The sequence below is a fragment of the Tamlana flava genome, assembly GCF_041287255.1.
Lineage (GTDB): Bacteria > Bacteroidota > Bacteroidia > Flavobacteriales > Flavobacteriaceae > Tamlana > Tamlana flava.
In genome coordinates this window covers 142,450-166,239 of the sequence record NZ_JBGGTX010000001.1, presented here as the reverse complement: position 1 = coordinate 166,239, position 23,790 = coordinate 142,450, and the positions used below count along the sequence as shown (strand labels likewise).

At 36.2% G+C, this 23,790-nt stretch carries 15 protein-coding genes and 1 tRNA gene; 5 read left to right on the top strand and 11 right to left on the bottom strand.

Translation table 11 applies throughout. From position 1 onward, the window contains the following. Positions 1-38 precede the first annotated feature (38 nt). The 5 genes from ACB104_RS00685 to ACB104_RS00665 form a co-directional block, all read right to left on the bottom strand. Positions 39-1,328 carry a class II aldolase/adducin family protein gene (locus ACB104_RS00685; RefSeq protein ID WP_370476303.1) on the bottom strand — a complete coding sequence of 430 codons (1,290 nt, stop codon included), beginning with the start codon at positions 1,326-1,328 and terminating at the stop codon, positions 39-41. 103 nt (positions 1,329-1,431) lie between these two features. Continuing rightward, on the bottom strand, positions 1,432-2,802 hold the full coding sequence (locus ACB104_RS00680; RefSeq protein ID WP_370476301.1) for an FGGY-family carbohydrate kinase: 1,371 nt from the start codon (positions 2,800-2,802) through the stop codon (positions 1,432-1,434). Positions 2,803-2,809: 7 nt separating this feature from the next. Beyond that, a complete protein-coding gene (locus tag ACB104_RS00675; protein ID WP_370476299.1) occupies positions 2,810-4,090 on the bottom strand; it encodes a sugar isomerase in 1,281 nt (426 codons plus the stop codon). 81 nt (positions 4,091-4,171) lie between these two features. Continuing rightward, the gene (locus ACB104_RS00670; protein WP_370476297.1) at positions 4,172-6,277 is read right to left on the bottom strand and encodes a bifunctional aldolase/short-chain dehydrogenase; all 2,106 of its coding nucleotides are present in this window, start codon (positions 6,275-6,277) and stop codon (positions 4,172-4,174) included. Between the two features lie 241 nt (positions 6,278-6,518). After that, positions 6,519-6,603 (bottom strand) — tRNA-Ser (locus tag ACB104_RS00665). A 186-nt stretch (positions 6,604-6,789) separates the two neighbouring features. On the opposite strand from ACB104_RS00665, the gene ACB104_RS00660 reads away from it, so the two are divergent. The 4 genes from ACB104_RS00660 (at position 6,790) to ACB104_RS00645 (ending at position 14,034) form a co-directional block, all read left to right on the top strand. After that, a complete protein-coding gene (locus ACB104_RS00660; protein ID WP_370476296.1) occupies positions 6,790-7,419 on the top strand; it encodes an NAD(P)H-dependent oxidoreductase in 630 nt (209 codons plus the stop codon). A 127-nt stretch (positions 7,420-7,546) separates the two neighbouring features. Next, on the top strand, positions 7,547-8,743 hold the full coding sequence (locus tag ACB104_RS00655; RefSeq protein ID WP_370476294.1) for a DegT/DnrJ/EryC1/StrS family aminotransferase: 1,197 nt from the start codon (positions 7,547-7,549) through the stop codon (positions 8,741-8,743). A gap of 44 nt (positions 8,744-8,787) precedes the next feature. Next, a complete protein-coding gene (locus ACB104_RS00650; RefSeq protein WP_370476292.1) occupies positions 8,788-12,666 on the top strand; it encodes a hybrid sensor histidine kinase/response regulator transcription factor in 3,879 nt (1,292 codons plus the stop codon). A gap of 408 nt (positions 12,667-13,074) precedes the next feature. Continuing rightward, complete coding sequence (locus ACB104_RS00645) at positions 13,075-14,034, top strand: hypothetical protein (RefSeq protein WP_370476291.1); 960 nt, start codon at positions 13,075-13,077, stop codon at positions 14,032-14,034. Here ACB104_RS00645 and ribB read toward each other — a convergent pair. The 6 genes from ribB to tpx all read right to left on the bottom strand — a co-directional run bounded on the left by ribB (position 14,028) and on the right by tpx (position 21,303). Then, positions 14,028-15,188 (bottom strand): 3,4-dihydroxy-2-butanone-4-phosphate synthase, encoded by a 1,161-nt coding sequence (gene ribB / locus ACB104_RS00640; protein ID WP_370476289.1) that lies wholly within the window; start codon positions 15,186-15,188, stop codon positions 14,028-14,030. The two genes, ACB104_RS00645 and ribB, sit on opposite strands and share 7 nt — an antisense overlap. A gap of 16 nt (positions 15,189-15,204) precedes the next feature. After that, positions 15,205-17,178 (bottom strand): LptF/LptG family permease, encoded by a 1,974-nt coding sequence (locus ACB104_RS00635; protein WP_370476287.1) that lies wholly within the window; start codon positions 17,176-17,178, stop codon positions 15,205-15,207. Positions 17,179-17,279: 101 nt separating this feature from the next. After that, positions 17,280-17,915 carry an outer membrane lipoprotein periplasmic chaperone LolA1 gene (gene lolA1 / locus ACB104_RS00630; protein WP_370476285.1) on the bottom strand — a complete coding sequence of 212 codons (636 nt, stop codon included), beginning with the start codon at positions 17,913-17,915 and terminating at the stop codon, positions 17,280-17,282. Positions 17,916-17,925: 10 nt separating this feature from the next. Then, a complete protein-coding gene (locus ACB104_RS00625) occupies positions 17,926-20,316 on the bottom strand; it encodes a DNA translocase FtsK (RefSeq protein WP_370476283.1) in 2,391 nt (796 codons plus the stop codon). Positions 20,317-20,423: 107 nt separating this feature from the next. Beyond that, complete coding sequence (locus tag ACB104_RS00620; protein ID WP_370476282.1) at positions 20,424-20,792, bottom strand: diacylglycerol kinase family protein; 369 nt, start codon at positions 20,790-20,792, stop codon at positions 20,424-20,426. Positions 20,793-20,799: 7 nt separating this feature from the next. Further along, a complete protein-coding gene (gene tpx / locus ACB104_RS00615; protein WP_370476280.1) occupies positions 20,800-21,303 on the bottom strand; it encodes a thiol peroxidase in 504 nt (167 codons plus the stop codon). A 248-nt stretch (positions 21,304-21,551) separates the two neighbouring features. On the opposite strand from tpx, the gene katG reads away from it, so the two are divergent. Further along, on the top strand, positions 21,552-23,717 hold the full coding sequence (katG, locus tag ACB104_RS00610) for a catalase/peroxidase HPI (RefSeq protein WP_370476278.1): 2,166 nt from the start codon (positions 21,552-21,554) through the stop codon (positions 23,715-23,717). Positions 23,718-23,790: the final 73 nt, after the last annotated feature.

Below are 23,790 nucleotides of genomic sequence, written 5' to 3'. Positions count from 1 at the left end.
ATTTGTGTTTAGTTAGTATTAATTTTTTGTGGTGTTTTTTATGATAAAAATTTCTCTCTTAATTCTTCTACTTGGTCATCATTTATAGGAACCATTTCGCCTAATGATGCTCCTAAAACAATCGATTTAGCGCTAAATTCCGCAACTTCAAGGTAATCGAAGGTTTGAAGTAACTTATCGCCAGTTACAATCACTGAGTCGTTTTCGATAATCAATGCGGTCGTGCAATTTTCAACAATATCGGAATTGTTATTGAATTTAAAGTGTGTACCATATTTCACCATTGGGATATCCTGCAGAAATATCCAGCTTTCAGGAATGGTTCGAACATTCAAATAAGAATTAGTAACCCCAAATGCCATTAAATAGGGAGATTGCGTCATGATAATAGAATTTACATCAGGGTTGTTATTGTAAATTTCCTGATGAATCCAGGTGGCTCTACTCGGAGTTTTTCCTTTTTCCCTTTTTCCGTCTTTTATTTGAACTATATCTTCAAGGCTCATGTCCCAACGACTTACATTGGTTGGGGTAATTAGAAAGTCGTTATCCTTCCAACGCATTGATACCGTTCCATAAGAACTAGTCATTAAACCTTGCTCACAGGAACGCTGAACAATTTTACAAATTTGCAAACGTCTTTCAACTTCTTCAGGATAATGCTCCGTGAGTTCCATTTCTGGTAAAATATGGGCAGCCTGCTTGTGGAAATTGTCTATTTGTTCATCAGTTAAATAATTAGGTGTTCCTATTTGGGAACCATAGAGGATTGTTCGTGCGCAAAACTCCAACATTTCAAAGCGCTCAAAGGCATCGGTTAAATCACTGCCACCCAAAACCGTACCATGATTCTCCATGATTACAGCTTTAAAGCCTTTTTTGAATTCTTCTGCAATAACGTCTCCCAACTTGTTACTTCCGGGAAGCTCATATTTTGCATAACCTATTGGGCCACAGACATGTTTGGCCTGAGAGATAATATTTGTGTTCGGTATTTTACGAACAATACTAAAAGAAACTAGGGCAGGAGGGTGAGCATGTATCACCGATTTTATATCGGGTCTTGCTTCATAAATGGCCTTGTGGAATGGAAATTCTGAAGAAGGCTTGTGCTTTCCAACCACGGTTCCATCCTTCTTAACACAAATAATATCTGATGCTCGTAATGAGCCTTTATCAATAGCTGACGGTGTTACCCAAATATCTCCGTGTTCATCAATTATTGAAATGTTACCACCAGAGGTTGTAGTCATTCCGCGTTTATAAATTCGGCTAATAATCCTTGTAATCTGGTCTCTGGGATGCTCTAATTTAATATTCTTTGACATCTTTTTAACTTTTTAATTGAAAGCTTGTTGACTTTAACACCAGTTATTACGGTTGAATTTTTTAGCTTAAATTCAAGGGATTAATCATGTTTTATTAATTAATTTAGCTGATGATAAAAGGGACATGCTTTTTTAATGAATAATTTTTTTTCAGAAATTTTGAATTTAATTTTTTATCGGAAATTGAAATTGCGGCACCCAATGCCGAGCCTAACGACGAGTCGGTGGTTCTTAATTTCATATTTCTGAAATGATGTGATAATAGTTTAACGAAAAGGTCATTATCGCTAAAACCTCCATCTATATACAGTCTTTTTATTTCGTCTTCACCAACAACATCTTTTATGCTTTTAACCTGCAATAAAACAAGCTCTGTCATTAACTGGTGATAGGCGTGTTCAAATTTATCAAAGGTAATTTCGCTTATTGTGGGCATATTTTCACTTGCAATGCTTTCCCATTTAAACATGTGTATGAAATCTTTCATGATTTCAAAATATACATCTTGGTCAAACTTCACATGCCGATGGTAATCTTCGCTTACGCCAAAATGTTTTGCTAGTTTGGCGACTTGGATTTTATATTCATTACCTAAAAATAAACGGGTGGCTTTTACCGGTTTTCCGTTTATTCTCATGTAGTTTATAGAATCTTTGGCATCGGTATCGCTAACAATTGGGTTATCGGTAAACGGATTTAGGGTAATGCTCCAAGTACCTGTTGAAACCAGAACAAATTTTTTCTTGACGCTTCTCACGTAGGGAAGTAGTGCTGATGAACTATCGTGTATTCCAACACCTATTTTAATGCGTTTGCCGTTGTAGTTCATATTTATACTGGTTTCAGTAGAAACTATTGTGGGCAAAATTTTGTGTAATTCTTCTTTGTAAACCCACTCATGGTAATCTTTTTTGGCATAATCCCAAAGTGCGGTATGGCATCCTATGCTGGTATATTCACTTAAAGGGATGCCTGTAAAGATATAACTAAGATATTGTGGTAAATGTAACGAATATTTAATTTTTTTGAATACTTCTGGCTTGGTGTGTTTTATCCAATACAATTGCAAACCTGAGTTCAAAAGACTTAAATCAAAACAGCCTGTAGTTTTTAAAAATTCTTCTTTTGGGCCATATTTTTCTAAAAACGAATCAACAACACTTTTGTCAATCTGTTTGGTGTAGTTATAGAGGGGCGTTAAAACCTCTCCATTTTCGTCAATATGAACGAAGCTGGCACCGTAGGTTGAAAAATTGATGGCTTCAATATTGAATTTTGATTCTTTTAGTATATTTTCAAAAACCTTTTTTAGCCATTCTTGAAGAGCAGGCAAGTTTTCTGTAGGGTGACCATCTTCATCTTCAATTTCATCAAACTTAATGTATTCTTTATGAACCTCTTTGAAATCTTTATCGAAAAGGAAGAATTTTTTATTGGTTTTACCAATATCAAATACGGCTGTTACATTAACCATAAAATTATTATAAGCCTGTTGCTACAGTATGTTTACCTCTTTCTTTAATCAATCTGTTTCTAACATTTAAAGAGCGATATGCCTTTATTGGGCTCAATGCTCCGCCACTTTCCAGTCTTGCTTTTTCCAAAAGTGGTCTAACGTCCGTTCTAAAAGCATCTTGTAAAATTTCTTGGCATTTAACCACATCGTTGGCCAATTGTGCAGATTTTAATTCGTTTTGGTCAATCAAAAGGGCTTTTGCATAAGCTTCTTGAATAGCTTCCAAAGATTGGATTAAATCTTCCAAAGGATCTTTCACATTATGGCTGGCATCTATCATCCAAGCTAAATCTGGGTTTTGCGGATTGTTTTGCATACCATAAACCAATTCGTTGAAAATTAAGAATAGTGCGTAAGGTTTAATGCTTCCAACAGTTAAGTCGTCATCTCCATATTTACTATCGTTAAAATGGAAGCCTCCTAATTTTCCTTTAGACATTAAGATTGAAACAATCTGCTCGATATTGCTGTTTGGTAAATGATGCCCTAAATCTACAAGCGAATATGCCTTGTCTCCGCATGCATTTGCCAACATAAAGGACGTTCCCCAATCTTGAATTACGGTACTGTAAAAATTGGGTTCGTAAGGTTTGTATTCAATAAGCATACTCCAATCATTTGGTAAGCCTTTGTAGATATCTTTTAAACTATTCTCGGTATTTTGAAGCGCCGTTTGAAAATTGTTCTGCCCTGGGAAACAAGAGCCATCTGCCAACCAAACAGTTAAACTTTTAGAACCTAGTTTGTCTCCAATTTTAATAACATCCAAATTATGCTGAATAGCCTGTTGTCTCACAGCTTCACTTGTATTGCTCAATGAGCCGTATTTGTATGATTCTTTTGCACCTTTTTGGTCTTGAAACGTATTGGAGTTAACCGCATCAAACTTAATGTTTAAGCCACTAGCCAAATCTTTAATGGCATTATAATCTTCAGGAACATCCCAAGGAATGTGAAGGGAAACAGCACCGGCCGTTTGGGTTAGCGCATGCAAAATACCAATATCCTGAATTTTCTGCTCTAAATTTGATGGTTCTCCATAAAAAGAGAAGCGTCCAAACCTGGTGCCACCAGCACCCAACGCCCAACTAGGAATTGCTACTTGAAAATCTTTAAGTTTATTAACCACGTTTTTTACATCTGTTCCTTTCTTGGAAAGACTATTTACCAAAAAATCAAAATGGTCGTGGTGGGATTGGAGGTCTTTTTTATTGGTTTCTTGAATGTGATTTTGCTCTATTTTCATGGTGCTTACTTTTTAAAAAAAAACTCCCATATATATTTTAATATGCTATGGAAGTTTTTAAACTAAAACTAACTCTAATAACTATCTTACAAATGCGTTTGCCATACCACCATCAACATTTACAATGTTTCCAGTTGTTTTATCTAATATGGCAACTAATGAAAACACACCATTGGCAATGTCTTCAGGATATATAATCTCGTTTAATAAATTTCTTTTAGCATAATGTGCAGGAAGTTCCTCAACAGTAATGCCATATGCTTTGGCACGTCCTTCGGCCCAAGCACCTTCCCAAATTTTGCTACCGACTATTACCCCGTCCGGGTTAACAACATTAACACGTATTTTATCTTTGGCCAATTCGGCAGCCAATAAACGCGACATGTGTTGCTGCGCAGCTTTTGCCGTACCATAACCTACGTTGTTTGGCCCTGAAACCAATCCATTTTTACTGGCAATGCTAATAAAGTTACCGCCTAAGTTTTGCTTGCGCATCACTTCAACACCAGCTTTAGCCAATTCAAATTGACCTTTCACCAATACATTTTGTAAAATATCCCAGTCTTTTTCGGTGGTTTCCTCAATTGGTTTGGATATAGCCAATCCAGCGCTATGTACAATAATGTCAACACCACCAAACTCTAAACATGCTTTTTTATAAGAGTCAACAATGGAATTATAATTTGTAACATCGCATACCGCATAGCTTGAAACATCGCGTTTATAAGTTGCATTTGCTTCTTTTAAGCTATCTTCATTAATATCGGTTAAAACAATGTTGGCACCTTCAGCGGCCAACTTATCTGCAATGGCTTTACCAATTCCTCCGCCGGCACCAGTAACCAAGGCTATTTTTCTTGATAATGGCTTTTCTTTTGGCATACGTTGCAATTTCGCTTCTTCCAGCAACCAATATTCAATATCAAAAGCTTCTTGTCTTGGCAGAGAAGTATATTCTGTTATAGCTTCAGCACCACGCATTACATTAATTGCGTTGATGTAGAATTCACTCGCAACACGGGTAGTTTGTTTGTCTTTAGAGAAACTGAACATTCCAACACCTGGATAGATAATAATAACAGGGTTAGGGTCGCGCATTGCTGGACTATTATCTCTTTTGCAAGTATTGTAATAGTCTGCATATTCTTTTCTATATTGCTCAAAAGCAGGCTCTAATTTTTTAAGAACAGCATCAGCATCCGATAAATCTTCATTAGTTCCAAGGGTTAATACCAATGGTTGAATTTTCGTTCTTAAAAAGTGGTCTGGACAAGATGTTCCCATAGGAGCTAATCTTTCCAAATCGTTACTGTTAATGTATTCCATGACCACATCTCTATCATCAAAATGCCCAATCATTCCTTTTTCAGAAGAGCATAAGCCCCTCAACAAAGGCATTAACTGTGCTGCCTTTTCTAAACGTTCCTCTTTTGGTAAGCTTTTAACTTTTTGCCCGCCAAAAACAGAACCCTTTTCTTTAATTTTATTTTCAATGTATTCAGAAGCCGTTTCAATAACTTCTAAACTGTTCATATAACATTCATATGATGTATCTCCCCAAGTGAATAAACCGTGGCTTCCTAGTACGATACCTCTAATGCCTGGATTGTCATTTAGGCACTTTTCAAGCTGAAGACCTAAATCAAACCCAGGACGTTGCCAAGGCACCCATCCCATAGTGTCTCCCCAAATTTCTTTGGTTACTTTTTCACTGTCTTTAGCCGCTGCAACGGCAATAAGTGCATCTGGATGCAAGTGGTCTATATGTTTGAAAGGTAATAAACCATGTAAAGGCGTATCAATTGATGGTGCTTTACTATCTAAATCGTAAATACAGTGATTGAATAGTCCAACCATTCTATCTTCATCAGCTAAACCACCGTATACATTTTTTAAATCACGTAATCTGTTGGTATATAAACCGGCAATCCCCGAACGTGTTAAAGTGCCAATGTCTCCACCAGAACCTTTTACCCACATTACTTCAACTTCCTCATTGGTTAAAGGGTCTTTCTCAATGGTTTTACAGCTTGTGTTGCCTCCACCATAGTTGGTGATTCTTAGGTCTGCGCCCAATATGTTCGAACGGTATAAAAACAAAGCTACTTGGTCATCTCCAAGTGATGATGCTTTGTTTTCATCCCACAAATAATCTACGTGTTTAAAATTTTTGGTTAATGTGCTCATAAGATATATTAAAATATTTCATAGCGAAATTATGTTAATTGGATAAAGTTTCTATCCTGTACTGTACTGTATTAAAAAATTAATTTCAGTTGTATTTGAAGTGGGGAAGTCAAAATGGTTTTTAACCTATTGAAAGTTACGAAATTAAATAGGGAACTGCAAAAAATTTTGTCGGATGGGAGATTGATCTTCAGGAAATAAAAAAACCTACGGATAATTTCCATAGGTTTTTAAAATTTTGCGGAGAAAGAGGGATTCGAACCCCCGGAGGTGTGACCCTCAACAGTTTTCAAGACTGCCGCATTCGACCACTCTGCCATTTCTCCTAGAGTGCCTCATCAAGCTATTTGCTTGAATGCGGGTGCAAATATAGAACCCTTTTTTAATTCTTTCAAATAAAAAACAAACTTTTTAAATAAATTTTAGTAGTCCCATAAATCACATATTTTGTAAAAGATTATGTAAAAAACAAAATCACAAACCTTATTTTTGCACAAATAGATTATTTCAAAATGGATATTATAAAGCAGCTTGAATGGCGCTATGCGACTAAAAAGTTTGATGCAACCAAAATTCTTCCTGAAGAAAAATTAAATATTGTAAAGCAAGCATTTAACCTTACTGCAACTTCGTTTGGACTTCAAACCATTAAACTCATTGTTATTGAAGACAAAGAGTTAAGGGCACCTTTAGTAAAGCATGCATATAACCAGAAGCAAGTTTTGGATGCATCCCATTTACTGGTTATTTGCATACAAAAAGACATTTTGCATGACGATGTCACCAATTATTACAATAACATTAAAGGTATTCGCAACACTCCGGAAAGCATTTTACGCCCGTATAAGGAAGACCTAATAAAAATGATGGAAAAGATGACTGTGCAACAGCGCCAACGTTGGTCAACCAACCAAGCCTATATTGCCCTAGGTAATTTAATGACGGTTTGCGCTATGGAAGGGATTGATTCCTGTCCAATGGAAGGGTTTACCCCTTCAAAGTACGACGAAATCCTTAAATTGGAAGAAAAAGGATTAATGACCGTACTACTTCTGCCCATTGGGTACCGCGCAGCAGACGATATGTTCTCAGGATTCAAAAAAGTCAGAAAGCCTTTAGAAGAAGCGGTAATAGAAATGTGATAAATTAGGACGTTCCCAAGGGTCAGGCTTTCGGCAGTCGCTTCACGCCTTGGGCGTGAGAGCTTTAACAACTGCCTCAATCCCTAACGCAAGTACCACGATAAAAAATTAGAAACATCAACTCATTATGCCAGGATTCGAATTATTTGGAGATTTAGAAAGAAAAGAAGTCAATGACGTTTTAGACAATGGTGTGATCATGCGCTACGGATTTGAAGGCATGCGAAAAGGCCATTGGAAAGCAAAGGAACTAGAAGCAGAGCTTCAAAATACATTTCATTCCAAGCACGTACAGCTCGTTTCCAGTGGAACTGCTGCTGTATCAATAGCCTTAGCATCAGCCGGAGTTGGTGCAGGTGATGAAGTAATTATGCCAACATTCACATTTGTGGCCAGTTTTGAGGCTATTATGATGTTGGGCGCCGTCCCCATTTTGGTTGATATTGATGATACACTAGGGCTAGACCCCGAAGCTGTCAAGGCGGCAATTACTTCGAAAACCAAAGCCGTTATGGTAGTGCAAATGTGTGGTAGTATGGCCAACATGGATGAATTAAAGGCTGTTTGTGATGCCCATAACTTGCTTTTAATAGAAGATGCCTGCCAAGCTATCGGCGGTTCATATAAAGGAAAACCTCTTGGAAGTATTGGCGACCTCGGATGTTTTTCATTCGATTTTGTAAAAACAATCACTTGTGGTGAGGGAGGTGCTGTAGTATCAAACAATGAAACGTACTACCTAAATGCAGACCATTACAGCGACCATGGCCATGACCATATTGGTCATGATAGAGGAGCCGAAACCCATCCATTTTTGGGCTATAATTTTAGGATTTCAGAGTTGCATGCCGCAGTGGGTCTGGCCCAGGTTAAGCGCCTACCAGAATTTCTAGAAATTCAAAAAAGGAATTTTGATATTATCAAAGGAATATTAGCTCAAATTCCGCAAGTTACGTTTAGAACCGTTCCTGATGGCGGTATAGAAAGTTGTGCGTTTTTAAATTTCTTTCTACCTGACTTGGAAACAACTACCAAAGTTTCTGAGGCTTTTAAAAATAATGGTATAGATGCATGTTTTCATTATTACAACAATAATTGGCACTATATCCGAAAATGGGAGCATTTGAAAAACTTGAAATCTCTATATCCAATTTCTCAAGAAGTTAAAGAAGGTTTAAGATATCTTAATGAAAAATCATTCGAAAAATCAGACCATTATATTGCCCGCAATATCTCTTGTTTGATAAAATTATCATGGACAAAAGATGAAGTTGAAAAAAGAGCAAATAAAATGGTTGAGCTTATTACTTCAGTATTAAATTAAAGGTTAAGAACAATTTTGTAACTTTATTTGATAAATCCCTATGAATGAATTTTACAAAGTCAGTTCTAATAACTTTTCTATTATCATTTGCTGGGTTTGCACAAAATCATAATAAGCAAATAGCTTTCAGTCAGTTAACTGTAGAGCACGGACTTTCCCAAAACAGTGTCATAAGTATGGCCCAAGATTCCATTGGGTATATGTGGTTTGCAACACAAGACGGATTAAATAGATATAACGGCAGGGAGTTTAAGTACTACAATAAGCAATTTGAAGATATTACCCGAGCCACTTTCAGCAACCTTGGTAAAATATACATCGATAAGCAAAATAGACTTTGGATAATTACCCATTCCGGGAAATTGGAATTGTACAATACGGAAGAAGATTATTTTGAACACATTGAATTGCCTTTTAGGGCTGGCACATTGTTTCAAGACAAAAGCTTGAATTTCTTTATTGGAGCCTATGGCAATGGACTTTTCAAAATCGATTCAAAAACAAAAGATACCATTCAACTTTTCAAAAATGACGACAAAAATGTAACCGTTTATAATATTGATGAAATTGATTCAGATTTGTTGGTTGCGGCATCTGGTGGCGTTTATAATGTAAGCCCAAATGGTTCTTACGAAAAAACATCAGTCTTAAGTGGAAATGACGTAAACTTTAGTGTTCTTGAAAAGGACAGTCTTGGCGGTTTTTGGCTTGGTTCGTATGGAAGTGGGCTATTTTATAGGGCTAATAATGATAAAAAGTTCATTAAGTTCAAGCATTCCGAACTTCCAGAGGATTTGAATATTGAAGATTTACTCATAGATAGCAAAAATAGGCTTTGGATTGCAACTTATGGGAGTGGAGTTTTCTTATTGGATTTAGCTAATAATGCTGCTAAAAATTTCAAAGCTAACAAAAACAACCCTTTTGCCATTCACTATAACGACATGCTTTGCCTATACGAAGACATGACTGGAGTTATTTGGTTTGGCACCGACGGAACAGGGGCAAGTTATTATGACGAACACCTAATTAAGTTCAATATACTCACAAACAATCAAGTGCCAAAAAGCGTTAATGTCGATATGATCAGAAGTTTTACAATCGACGAAAAGCATAATTTTTGGATCGGCACTTCTGGAAAAGGCTTGGCTTATTTTGATGCAAAAGCAGGAACCTATAAAACACTAACCACTGAGAATTCTAAATTAAATAGCGATAGGATAATCAGTTTAAACTTTTACGAAAACGAACTTTGGGTGGGGCACCAAGGTTATGGGCTAAACATAATTGAGTCCAATGGAAACTATAAGACATATCCCGAGATAGGTAATTATACTATTTGGAGAATATTAGATGAATCAAGTCAAAGGAGATGGTTGGCTACAGAACGACACGGCATTATTCTATTCGACAAGTACAAAGGAATTGTAAAGGAATACAATGAAGAAAATTCAGGACTTGCGGCCAATAATATAAGAGCTTTGGTTAAAGCTAGTGACAGTATTTTGTGGGTTGGCACTGATAATAGTGGTGTTTTTAAGTTGAATATCGAAACAGATAAAGTTGACAAAATACAACCCTTGAATGATAAAATAAAATCATTGCTGCTAATGGAGAATATCCTTTGGGTAGGTACGTACGGAGCGGGACTAAAAAAATATGACATCGATAATGGTACCGTTAAAACTTACACGGAAGAAGACGGTTTGCCCAATGAAGTGGTTTATGGCGTTTTACCAGATAGCAATAATAACCTGTGGTTAAGTACAAATAATGGACTTTGCCGATTTAATACCATTAATGAAGATTTTGAGGGTTTTAGTGTATACGATGGTTTGCAAAATTTGGAGTTTAATACAGGGGCTTATTATAAAGATTCACAGGGTATTATATATTTTGGGGGGTTGGATGGCCTGAATTGGTTTAATCCTGAAAAACTCACTTACAATACTGTAAAGCCAAAAACTATCATTTCAAAATTTGAAGTGTTTTCAAAAGAGCGTCCATTGATTAAAAATACAGAGCTAAATTACAATCAGAACACCGTAACCTTCACGTTTTCCAGTTTGCATTTTTCACAACCTGAGCGAAACCAATATAAATACAAGCTCGTAAATTATGATGACAATTGGGTTACACCCAAAAGGGTAAACTTTGCGCATTACACGAATTTGCCACCAAATACTTATACATTTCTAGTAATATCCTCAAACTATGATGGGGTATGGAACGAAACACCTGCAACTTATACATTCACCATCTTAAAGCCATGGTATTTAACCACAACCATGAAAATAGGTTATTTACTTTTGGCGGTACTTATATCTTTGGGTATTTATAAGTATTTGAAGTTTAGATGGAATGTTAAGGCCCAGTTGCAAATGGAGCATGCCGAAACTGAGCGATTAAAAAAATTGGATGAATTTAAAACCAAACTTTATACCAATATTTCCCATGAATTTAGAACACCATTAACGCTTATTTCAGGTCCTATTGAACACCAATTGTCTAAAAAAGACCTAAACCCAGAAGATAGAAAAGAACTGAGTTTGGTAAAGCAAAATGCCAATAGGTTGCTGAATTTGGTAAATCAAATGGTGGATTTGTCTTTGATAGATTCAGGGCAAGCACAACTAAAAGTAGGCCATGGTAATTTAAAAGTACTTTTGATTCAAATTGTTACCGCATTTCAGTACAAAGCAGATGAAAAGAATATTTCTATTAATAGTTCTGTCGAAAATTTGGATGAGGCATGGTTTGATATTGACGTTATCGAAAAAATAACTTCAAACCTATTATCAAATGCTATTAAGTATGCACCAAAGGGAAGTGATATAATCTTCAATGCTAACCAGCAGAGCGGATTATTGATTTTGTCAATTATTAACACCAATAAGGATATTTCAAAAAAGGACTTAGGTAAATTGTTTCAACGTTTTTATCAAGATGATGAAGCTTCAGATGGTTTTGGCGTTGGTTTGGCTTTAGTTAAAGAACTGGTTTCCCTGTCAAAAGGAAGCATCATTGCAAATAGTGTCGATTCTGATAAAATACAGTTTACGGTCACTCTTCCAATTCAAAAGGAAGCCTACAAGCCGACGGAAATAATAACGAAACAAACAAAAGATGAGTGGCATGTTGAAGAAGGTTTGTCCTTGAATGGAAATGAAGACAAGGATAGTCTGTTGATTGTTGAAGATGATCCTGATATCAGGACGTTTATAGTTTCTATTTTTAAAACTAAATATAGACTGCTGGAGGCTAGCAATGGAAAAATAGGTATTGAAAAAGCTTTAAAACATATTCCTGATTTAATTATAAGCGATGTAATGATGCCTGTTGAAGATGGAATATCAATGTGCAACGCTCTAAAATATAACGAACTTACAAGTCATATACCGATAATTCTTTTAACGGCAAAGGTGGGTGACAATAATGAAATTGAAGGTTTAAGAACGGGCGCTGATGCCTACGTTACTAAGCCGTTCAACAGTGAAAAATTAAAATTGCGGGTAGAAAAACTTATTGAAAACAGGCAAAAACTACAGCAACGTTTTAGCAAGGATTTAAATTTTAGTCCTGATGTTACAGTTTCTTCTGCCGAATCCGACTTTTTAAAACGGTTAAAAAAAGTGCTGGATAAAAACCTTGTGGATACAGATTTTACAAGCGAAGCTTTTGCTGATGCCATGGCTATGAGTAGGACCCAATTGCATAGAAAACTGAAAGCTATTGCTGGGCTGAGCACTTCAGAATTTATTCGTTCTCAACGTTTAAGGTTGGCCATTGAGCTGCTCAAAAATTCTGATGTTACGGTTTCAGAAATTGCTTATCAAGTAGGGTTCAACACACCTTCATATTTTATAAAGTGCTTTAAAGAGGCTTATGATTGTACGCCAAACGAATACTTACAGCACAAATAGTGCATTCACCTGAGGTTTGAAAATGTTGAGGTGGACATTATTTCAATGTTTGTAACATATCTTGCATCATCTGAAACATCTCTTGTATCTCACAAAGTTCTATTTGCATAATTTAGCAGTGCAGGTAATTATTTAGAGTGTTTTTAAAATGGTCAATTCTACCAAGGATAATATAAACGAGAAAATATACATGAGTATTGACCACCTAAAAAAAGGCACATATACCCTGCACATTTTACTGAATAACGAGATTGTTAAATCAATCGAGATTATAAAAGAATAAAAGAGGCTATTAATCAATCCTGAATAGGGAAATAACCGAATCGTAGTTGTTTCCCTATTTCTCTTAAATGAAATTATATTAAATAAGTTAAAAATAAAATTAGTCAATAACCAAACCAATAAATTATGAAGTCAAATTATCTTATGTTTTTTTTCTTGTTTGCTTTTGTATTAGTATATAACTGCAAAAACGAAAAGAAGGAACAAATCAATATTGAACAATCTCAGGAGCAAGTCAAAGAGAAAAAAGATAACTATATTGAAATCGTTACAAACGTTATGGATTTTCAATCGATGGATACTATTCCTTCTGGATGGAATACTTTTAAGTATATAAACAAATCAACACAAGCCCATTTTTTTCTTTTGGATAAGTATCCTGAGGGCAAAAACATTCAAAATACTATTGCAGAAGTTGGTCCTCCATTTGATAATGGAATGGAATTTATAATGAAAGGAGATATGGACAAGGCTATGGCGGAATTTGGAAAATTACCAGAATGGTTTGGACAAATAGTATTTACCGGTGGCTCAGGATTAGTTTCTCCGGGACAAACCAGCATAACAACCGTAAAATTACTTCCGGGTCTTTACATTATGGAATGCTATGTAAAAATGGCTGACGGTAAATTCCATACGTCAATGGGCATGGCGAAGGAAATACATGTACTGGAAGAGGATAGTGGCAACGAACCGCCAAAAGCCGATATTGATATAACAATTTCAAGTACTGATGGAATTACCTATAGCAGCAGCATCAAAAAAGGAAATCAAGTTTTTGCTGTTCATTATAAGGATCAGATTGTTCATGAAAACTTTGTAGGCCATGATGTGAACTTAGTTAAATTAGATGCCAATGCCGATTTAGAGATGCTTGAGGCATGGATGAATTGGGCAACACCTACAGGGTTAATGGACCCATTGCCAGAAGGAATTACTTTTTTGGGAGGCACCAACGATGCGCCCGCTGGAAGCACACAATATTTTGAGGTAGATTTAACCCCTGGTAAATATGCTTTTATATCGGAAGTCCCAAATACGTCAAGTAAGAATATGCTAAAAACTTTTGAAGTATTGAATCAATAATTGACGTATTCAACAATTTCCAAACCGTAGCCAATCATACCAACACGTTTGGTTTGCACGCTATTAGACATCAAGCGAAGTTTGTGTATGTTGAGGTCATGAAGTATTTGGGCCCCAATACCAAAATCCCTATTGTCCATATTGATTTTTGGGGCTTTGGTTACCTCATTTGTTTTTTGGTTTTCTCTTAAAAAAGATAAACGATTGAGCATGTTCATGGACTGGGCATCCTGATTAATAAAGATGATTGCCCCTTTGCCAACATCATTAATCAACTTGAACATGTGGTCCAATTGTTTGTCTGCATCGTGGGTTAGCGTTCCTAAAATATCATTATTTACTAGCGTAGAATTTATTCTAGTAAGTACGGTTTCATCAGATTTCCAAGAGCCTTTTGTTAAAGATATATGCACTTGATTGTTAGTGGTTTGCTTGTATGCTCTTAACCTAAAACTTCCAAATCTTGTTTCAATGTCAAAGTCTTCTTTTTTCTCAATTAAAGAGTCGTGTTGCATTCTGTAAGCCACCAAATCTTCAATAGAGACAATTTTTAAATCCAATTTTTTGGCCAGCTCATACAACTGGGGTAAACGAGCCATAGACCCATCTTCGTTCATGATTTCCACAATAACACCACCGGGATTTAATCCGGCTAATCTTGCAAAATCTATTGCAGCTTCAGTATGTCCAGTTCTTCTTAAAACACCACCTTCTTTTGCTACTAAAGGAAATATATGGCCCGGTCTTGCCAACTCAAAAGGTTTTGTATCGCGGTCAATCAACGCTTTAACGGTTTTAGCCCTATCGCTTGCTGAGATACCTGTAGTAACTCCATTTCCCCTTAAATCCACCGAAACAGTAAAAGCTGTTTCCATATGGTCCGTGTTATTACGTACCATCATATCCAGTTCAAGTTCTTTACATCTAGTTTCGGTAAGTGGTACACAAATAAGTCCTCGGCCTTGGGTAGCCATAAAGTTTATAACTTGGGGCGTTACCTTATCGGCTGCTGCTAAAAAATCACCTTCGTTTTCACGGTTTTCGTCATCTACAACTATTATTACTTTGCCATTTCTAATATCATCAATAGCTTCTTGAATTGTGTTCAATTTGAACTCAGAGGTGCTTTTTTGTGTCATTTTTTCTGCAATCATTGTGCAAAGATATTGCTTATTTTAAAGAATCTAAACAATTTTGCTTTAAGTCTTCCTTTATTTTCTCCCTTAAAAACTGGTGAATAAGCACATAAAAGGGGAGCCCAAGTATTAAAAGAACAATCTTGGGTTTGTTGCGGTCTTTTTTAATGTGCTTATAAAATTGATACGTGTTTTTTATTGATTTTAAGTAATAAATGACAAATAACACCAACGAAACAACGCTAAGTTGAATTGTTGGCTCAGCCAAAGATTGTAGCTTGTTGTTTTTGAATATGAAGAAGAGCACCAATAAAATGATTCCAATATTATAAAGCGTTATGGCAAATCTTGCATGTTCTTTATAGTCTTTGTTTATTTGTTCGGATGTCAAGAAATCTTCATTTATAGAAATTCCATTTTCTTCAAGTTGATTTGTTATTATTCCTCTGGTTTTTAAAACTTTTAGAGATTCAAATTGAACAGCTTTTTCATGCCCTTTCGCTTCATAATTATTAATTACATCAGCTAATTCATCATTTTTTAAGCTGCCTAAAAATCTATAATCTACGCTATCTTTTTCCTTGATTTTGAACATTCGTTTTATTGGTTCAAGGATATTGTCGAACTCAAAAAGACCTTTATCGGCAGTGGCTCTTTTGGTTAAAAATATACCTAAGGGAAGCATGACTAATGTAGAAAACCAACTGGCTAGAATAGGGTTAAAGCCTCCATTTTTAGCACTGTTTGTGGCAAAAATGCCAATAAAGTGATAGGTTAAAAATAAAAGTATGGCAATAACCATTGGCAAACCAATGCCTCCTTTTCGTATTAAAGCACCAAGAGGAGCGCCAACAAAAAACAATATAATGCAGACCAAACCTAAAGCGAATTTTTCATGAAGGGATATAATGTGCTTATTTAGCCAAGACTTAGAATTTTTTAAGGTTAAGTCTTTAGAGATTATAAGTTGTTTCGAAGAATTTACAGTTCTGATTGAAGCTTCAACCAACTCCAATTTTTTTTTGGTATCGAAAACATCAAGAATGTTACCAAGGTACTCTGGTTTATCCGCCTTTCTCGCTATTTTGGGCTCATTGGTTATTATGATCCCAGACCGCACCTGTAAATTATTGGAAAAGGTTTCATGCTCATTTTCTCCTTTTTTAATCAGCGAGTCAATGGTTTTATTCAAATCAACTACGTCAAGCATGTTGTACTTGTCGGTCTGTGATTGCTCGTCAAAATCAACATTGTTCATGTCGGACAAGTCAATATTGATGATTTTCTTTTCAAAAGCACTTTTGGCAAATGGTTTTCGGTCTCGGGCATTTCTGTTGTTAGATTCAACATCTTGGTATAGATTCCCATCCAATAAAATAAGTTTTAAAACATTGGAGTCTTTTGCGCCTGTAAGTTCGCCTGTTTTAGATTTTATTACTGTACTATTGGTTCTACCATTCTGGCCTTTAACGTGTATGGTAACATCTTCTAAGTACTGGCCACGGTCACCGCTTTTTTTCTCAACTTTAATGTTATAGTCGGTTCCGGTAATTGGGTTGAACTGCCCTTCGGCAATAGCCATGGCCGGCTTTAGTTTGGCTATGTTTCTTCGTAAATTATAAGAATTGAGCTCAGCCCATGGAATGACGTTATTTGAAAAGAAAAAAGTGGTAATGCCTAAAATTACGATAAATACGCTCAGCCCGGACATGGCACGCTGTAACGAAATTCCGGTTGATTTCATGGCAGCGAACTCATAATTTTCGGCAAAACTACCAAACACCATTATTGAGGCTAAAAGAATAGTAAGGGGCAAAACCAAAGGGATGAGCTTCGGCATAAAATAGACCAGAAATTTAACGATTACTATTAAGTCTAAATCTTTGCCAGCAAGTTCCTTTATGTACAACCAAATGGTCTGTAAAATAAAAATCAGCATGAGTATAATAAACACGCTGAAAAAGGTCTTTAAATATGTAGTTAGTATGTAGCGATCTAATATTTTCACACGCAACGCGATGATCGAGATTAAATACTCCGAATTTCACTTCGAAATTTCAGATGTTATACTTGATGAATGATCAATGAATCTAACAGTAAATAAATTCATTAATCCAATTTATTGATGTAATAATCCTGGTATTTGTCAGCCTCAAAAGTAAATAAGGTTTTTGATAAAGGCGTGTTTGTTTTAAAAGAATTAACAGTTAAGGTTGTTTTAGTACCATTTTTGCCTATCTGTATTAAGTTATAAATGTGCTTTGTATTGGCATCAATGCCCAGTAGGATGTTCTTTATTTCAGAATTGGAATCTATTGGTGTTAATTTGATGTATTGAATTTTTCTTCCATTTATATTTTGCTGGATGTCAGTTTTATATGTATATCCATCTTCATAAAAAGATAACATTTTGCTCGGAGTTATAGCATCCGCCTCGTCTTCATTATTTGATGAAATCGTCACTTCTTCATCCTCTGTGCTAATGCTGTATAAGGTTTTGCCATCAAAAAGCCGAGTCACCCCTAGAATATTCAACCGGTATTTGTTTCCTGCCAATACAACATCGCCTTTAGTTTCCTGTTTTATGTTTTCCGAAAGGTTTTCTAAAGTATATTTAAAGTCAATGGAGATGTTATCATAGCTTTTCACCTTTTGCGAAACTTCATTGAGCAAGGCCTTGGCGTCATTTTGAGAAAAAGCATTGAATGAAAGTGTGATAAATAAAATTACAATTAATTTCTTCATTTTTTTAATGTTATAATTCATCTTCTAAAAGTTTGTCCAGAGCAGCTAAGTCGGTTACCAAAACCTGCCTTGCTTTACTGCCTTCAAAGGGTCCCACAATTCCTGCAGCCTCCAGTTGGTCAATCAATCTGCCAGCCCGGTTATAGCCAAGTTTTAATTTGCGTTGCAACAACGATGCAGAACCTTGTTGCGCTGTTACAATAACCACAGCGGCATCTTTGAATAGTGCATCTCTTTCCGAAATATCTATATCAATACCTGTGCCACTTTCTTCGCCAACATATTCAGGAAGCATATAAGCATCTGGATATGCTTTTTGTGAGCCAATGAAATCTGTAATTCGTTCTACTTCAGGGGTGTCGACAAAAGCACATTGAACGCGAATAACATCGTTTCCTTGGGTATATAGCATGTCTCCACGCCCAATTAGTTGGTCCGCACCAGAGCCATCCAAAATAGTTCTAGAATCGATTTTTGATGTTACCCTAAACGCAATGCGAGCAGGGAAGTTGGCTTTAATAATTCCCGTAATGACATTCACAGAAGGTCTTTGCGTTGCTATGATTAAATGAATACCTATGGCACGGGCAAGTTGTGCCAAACGGGCAATGGGAGTTTCTACTTCTTTGCCTGCAGTCATAATTAAATCGGCAAATTCATCAACCACTAAAACAATATAAGGTAAAAACTGATGCCCTTCATTTGGGTTTAATTTTCTGGATTTGAACTTGGCATTGTACTCTGCTATATTTCTGCACATGGCATTTTTAAGCAATTCATAACGGTTGTCCATTTCAATACACAATGAGTTTAATGTATTGATAACTTTGGTGTTGTCAGTTATGATGGCCTCTTCACTGTCCGGTAATTTTGCCAAATAATGACGTTCAATTTTATTGAATAAAGTAAGTTCAACCTTTTTGGGATCAACTAAAATAAACTTGACTTCAGCAGGGTGCTTTTTATAAAGTAGTGACGTTAAAACCGCATTTAGACCAACCGATTTACCTTGTCCAGTTGCTCCGGCCATAAGCAAATGGGGCATTTTTGCCAAGTCTACAACAAAGGTTTCGTTGCTGATTGTTTTTCCTAGTGCAATGGGTAACTGCATTTCTGAGTTTTGGAACTTTTTGGAAGCAATAACTGAGCGCATGGAAACTACGGTTGCGTTTTTATTAGGCACTTCAATGCCTATGGTTCCTTTGCCAGGTATTGGTGCAATAATTCGGATGCCCAATGCGGAAAGCGAAAGGGCAATATCATCTTCTAAATTCTTTATTTTAGAAATTCTAATTCCAGCATCCGGAACGATTTCATAAAGCGTTACTGTTGGGCCTATAGTTGCTTTAATACTTGCAATACCAATTTTATAATTACTAAGCGTTTCAACAATTTTATTCTTGTTCTCCTCAAGTTCTTCCTGATTTATTTTTATACCCTCAGTTTCGTATTTCTTGAGCAAGTCCAGTGTAGGGAATTGATATTTAGCCAATTCCAAAGTTGGGTCAAACTGTCCAAAATCTGCAACTAGTTTATCAGCGAGGTTGTTGGTTTCCGAAACTTCTTCCTTCATCTCCTCAACTTCAATTTCCAATTCTGGCTTTACTTCAATTTCTGTAGCTTTTACTTCTGATGTGACAGATTCCTTTGTTTTTTCAGCTGAAATTGACGTTGTCTCCGTTTCATCTTCATTATTGTTCAGAGACAATTCAAAGGCAGACTTAATGGCTTCAGCTTCATCTGAAAGATTGTTGTCTACTGGCACAAAAGTATCTTCATCAAACTCGGAAAATTCCTTTTTTATATCTTTTTTGGCAGTTTTGAAGACATTGGTAAAGCTTTCAAAAGTAACTTTAAATCTAATGGCCAAATAGGTGATCAACCCAAAAAGTAATAGGAGGGCAGTGCCAATTTTGCCAAGATAGTCTTGAAGAAAGCTATTCAGTTCAAAACCCACAGTTCCTCCAAGAATATCATTTTTGTTTCCAAAAAAACCTAACATGATGGATAGCCAGACAATGATTAAAACGCCCCAAAACCAATGTCTTCTGAGTTTTGCTTTGCTGATGTTCATTAAGATATAAATACCAGACAAGAATATTAATCCTGAAAAAATAAAAGATGACACCCCAAAACCACGTTGGATAAAAAGGTCGCCTAACCATGCACCAGATTTGCTCAGCCAATTTTGCGTTTTTACATCGCGTGATGTAAAGTCGGTTAGTGCACTTTGGTCGGCTTCACCCGTAAACAAAAACGAAACAAATGCAATAAATAAAAGTAGACCAGTTATTACCAAAAAACTGCCCAATACCAATTTCTGTTGGTTATTTAGTTTAAAACGGGGCATCTTTAACTTCGGTTTAGGCGTTTTTTTAGTTTTGGGTTTCCTTTTGGACATTTAAGGTGCGATATCAAATTGAGATTCTGAAATTGGTTATTGCAATTTAGCATATACAACGCAACAAAAATACAAATTACTAACGTTTATCCTAAGGGAATATTATTTTAAAAAATCTTAGGGATGTAGATAATTAGCCCTATAATAATAGCAAATACTGAAGCAATAAAAACCGCTCCGGCAGCAATGTCTTTTATGATACCAATCTTGGTATGAAACTCTGGGTGAATAAAATTAGCCATATCCTCGATGGCCGTGTTTACACCCTCAATACCCATTACAAATGCAATAGCCAGAATTTGCAAACACCATTCAGTGGATGAAATGTCAAAATAAAAACCAGCAGCTGTAACTAAAATGGCAATCACGAATTGAATTTTTATACTCGATTCGGTTTTTAATAGAAGAAAAGCCCCTTTGAAGGCAAAACCTACGCTTTTTATTCTGTTAACAAAAAATGATTCTTTTTTAGCCATAAAAATATTATAAGTTTAAAGCTCCCAAAGCAGCTTTATAATTGGGTTCTTGGCCAATTTCAGGAACTTGTTCCGTGTAAAGTGCTTTTTTATTGGTGTCAACAACAATAACACTTCTTGAAAGTAAACCGTCAAATTTTCCATTGGTCATCATTATGCCATAATCTTTTCCAAAATCTCCAGTTTTAAAATCAGAGAGCATTATTACGTTTTTTAAACCTTCAGCTGCGCAAAATTGATCTTGTGAAAAAGGCAAATCTCTTGATATACAAAGTATTTTGGTATTCTCCAACTCATTAGCTTCGGCATTAAATTGTCTTACAGAATTAGAGCAAACACGGGTATTTACACTAGGAAAAATATTGAGGATTAGATTATAGCCTTTAAAATCTTCCAATGTTTTTGTGGTAAGGTCAATAGCCACTAATTTAAAATTAGGAATATAAGACCCTATGTCTGGTAAACTTCCTATTGTTACCACGGCATTACCACTCAATGTAATAGTTGCCATTTCCGAGGTTTTAGATTTAGATTTAAAAATAACAATAAATTATATTTCAAATATTTTTTCAAATCATAAAATTGATTTAATAGTTTTTCCAAAGAATTTATAAAAACTATTTTGGTTTTGTCTCTATATAAATTTTATCGATTGAAATATAACTTATAAAAATGCACTTGAGCTATTTCTTTTGATATGCTATTTGTAAATTTAGAGAATCGATAAAAATTTAATTCAAAAATTAATAATCTAACATTATGAACAGCTCAAAACAAGGAAAATGCCCTTTTATGCATGGAGCAAACACGGCAACTGAAAAGTCCGTTATGGATTGGTGGCCCAATGCATTAAATCTGGACATTTTGCACCAACACGACACTAAAACTAACCCGCTGGGAAAAGATTTTAACTATCAAGAGGAACTAAAAAAATTGGATGTCGAGACTCTGAAAAAAGATATGCACGCTTTGATGACAGATAGCCAAGATTGGTGGCCTGCCGACTGGGGTCATTATGGCGGACTAATGATTAGAATGGCTTGGCATGCTGCTGGGTCCTACAGAATTTCGGATGGACGAGGTGGCGGAGGAACAGGAAACCAGCGTTTTGCACCGCTAAATTCTTGGCCAGATAATGTTAGTTTAGACAAGGCTAGACGTTTGCTTTGGCCAATTAAGAAAAAATATGGAAATAAAGTAAGCTGGGCAGATTTAATAATTTTAGCTGGAACCATTGCTTATGAAAATATGGGATTGAAGAGTTATGGTTTTGCTTTTGGACGTGAAGACATCTGGCACCCTGAAAAAGACACCTATTGGGGGGCGGAAAAGGAATGGTTGGCGCCAAGTGATGGACGCTATGGAGATGTGAACAAACCAGAAACCATGGAAAATCCCTTGGCAGCTGTGCAAATGGGATTGATTTATGTAAATCCAGAAGGTGTAAATGGAAATCCAGACCCATTAAAAACAGGAGCACAAGTACGTGAAACCTTTAAACGTATGGCCATGAACGACGAAGAAACGGTTGCTTTAACAGCGGGAGGACACACAGTTGGTAAAATGCACGGAAATGGTGACGCCAGTATTTTAGGGCCTGACCCGGAATCTGCTTCTATTGAAGAACAAGGATTTGGATGGTCAAACCCAACAAGAACAGGTAAAGGGCCTGATACTGTTACTAGTGGTATAGAAGGTGCTTGGACAACACATCCAACTAAATGGGATAATGGTTATTTTGAAATGCTATTTAACCACGAGTGGAAATCTGTTAAAAGTCCTGCTGGTGCTTGGCAATGGGAACCAGTAAGCATTAAGGAAGAGGACAGACCAGTAGATGTTGAAAATTTTTCCGTTCGCCATAACCCTGCCATGACTGACGCCGATATGGCCATGAGGGTAGATCCAATTTATAAAGAGATTTCCTTGAAATTTAAGAATGATTTTGATGCTTTTTCTGATGCTTTTGCTCGTGCTTGGTTTAAATTAACACATCGTGATATGGGACCAAAAGACCGTTGGTTTGGGCCGGATGTACCAAAAGAGGATTTAATTTGGCAAGACCCAATTCCTAAAGGCAGAAAAGACTATAATGTGGATGCTGTTAAAGCGAAAATCGCCAGTTCTGGTTTAAGTATTTCTGAAATGGTTTCCACTGCATGGGATAGTGCAAGAACATTTAGAGGTTCAGACTTCAGAGGAGGAGCAAATGGTGCCCGTATTCGTTTGGCTCCACAAAAAGATTGGGAAGGAAACGAACCGAAAAGGTTATCCAAAGTATTATCTGTTTTAGAGCCAATTGCTGCTGAATTCGGTATTAGTGTTGCTGATACTATTGTTTTGGCAGGAAATGTGGGTGTTGAAAAAGCCATTAAAAACGCGGGCATGAATGTTACAGTTCCTTTCGCTCCTGGACGAGGGGATGCCAAGGAAGAGATGACCGATGCAGAATCGTTTGCACCTCTAGACCCAGTAGCCGATGGTTACAGAAACTATTTGAAGAAGGATTATGTAGTTAGCCCTGAAGAATTGTTATTGGATAGAACGCAATTAATGGGGCTTACTGCTCCCGAAATGACCGCTTTGGTTGGTGGTATGCGTGTTATGGGAACCAATTATGCAGGCTCAAAACACGGTGTGTTTACTAATAATGAGGGCGCTTTAACCAATGATTTCTTTGTAAACCTTACTGATATGGCTTACAAATGGAAACCAACTGGCAATGGAGTTTATGAAGTTTGCGACCGAAAAACGGGAGCGGTTAAATGGACGGCAACAAGAATAGACCTTGTTTTTGGTTCCAATTCAATTTTACGTGCTTATGCCGAGGTTTATGCCCAAGATGACAACAAGCAAAAATTTGTTAAGGATTTTGTTAATGCTTGGGTTAAAGTAATGAATGCTGATCGTTTTGATTTAGATTAGATGATTGTTGATTTGTTTAAACAAAAAACCGCTTCATTCGAAGCGGTTTTTTTATGTGTAATTAAATGAGTTG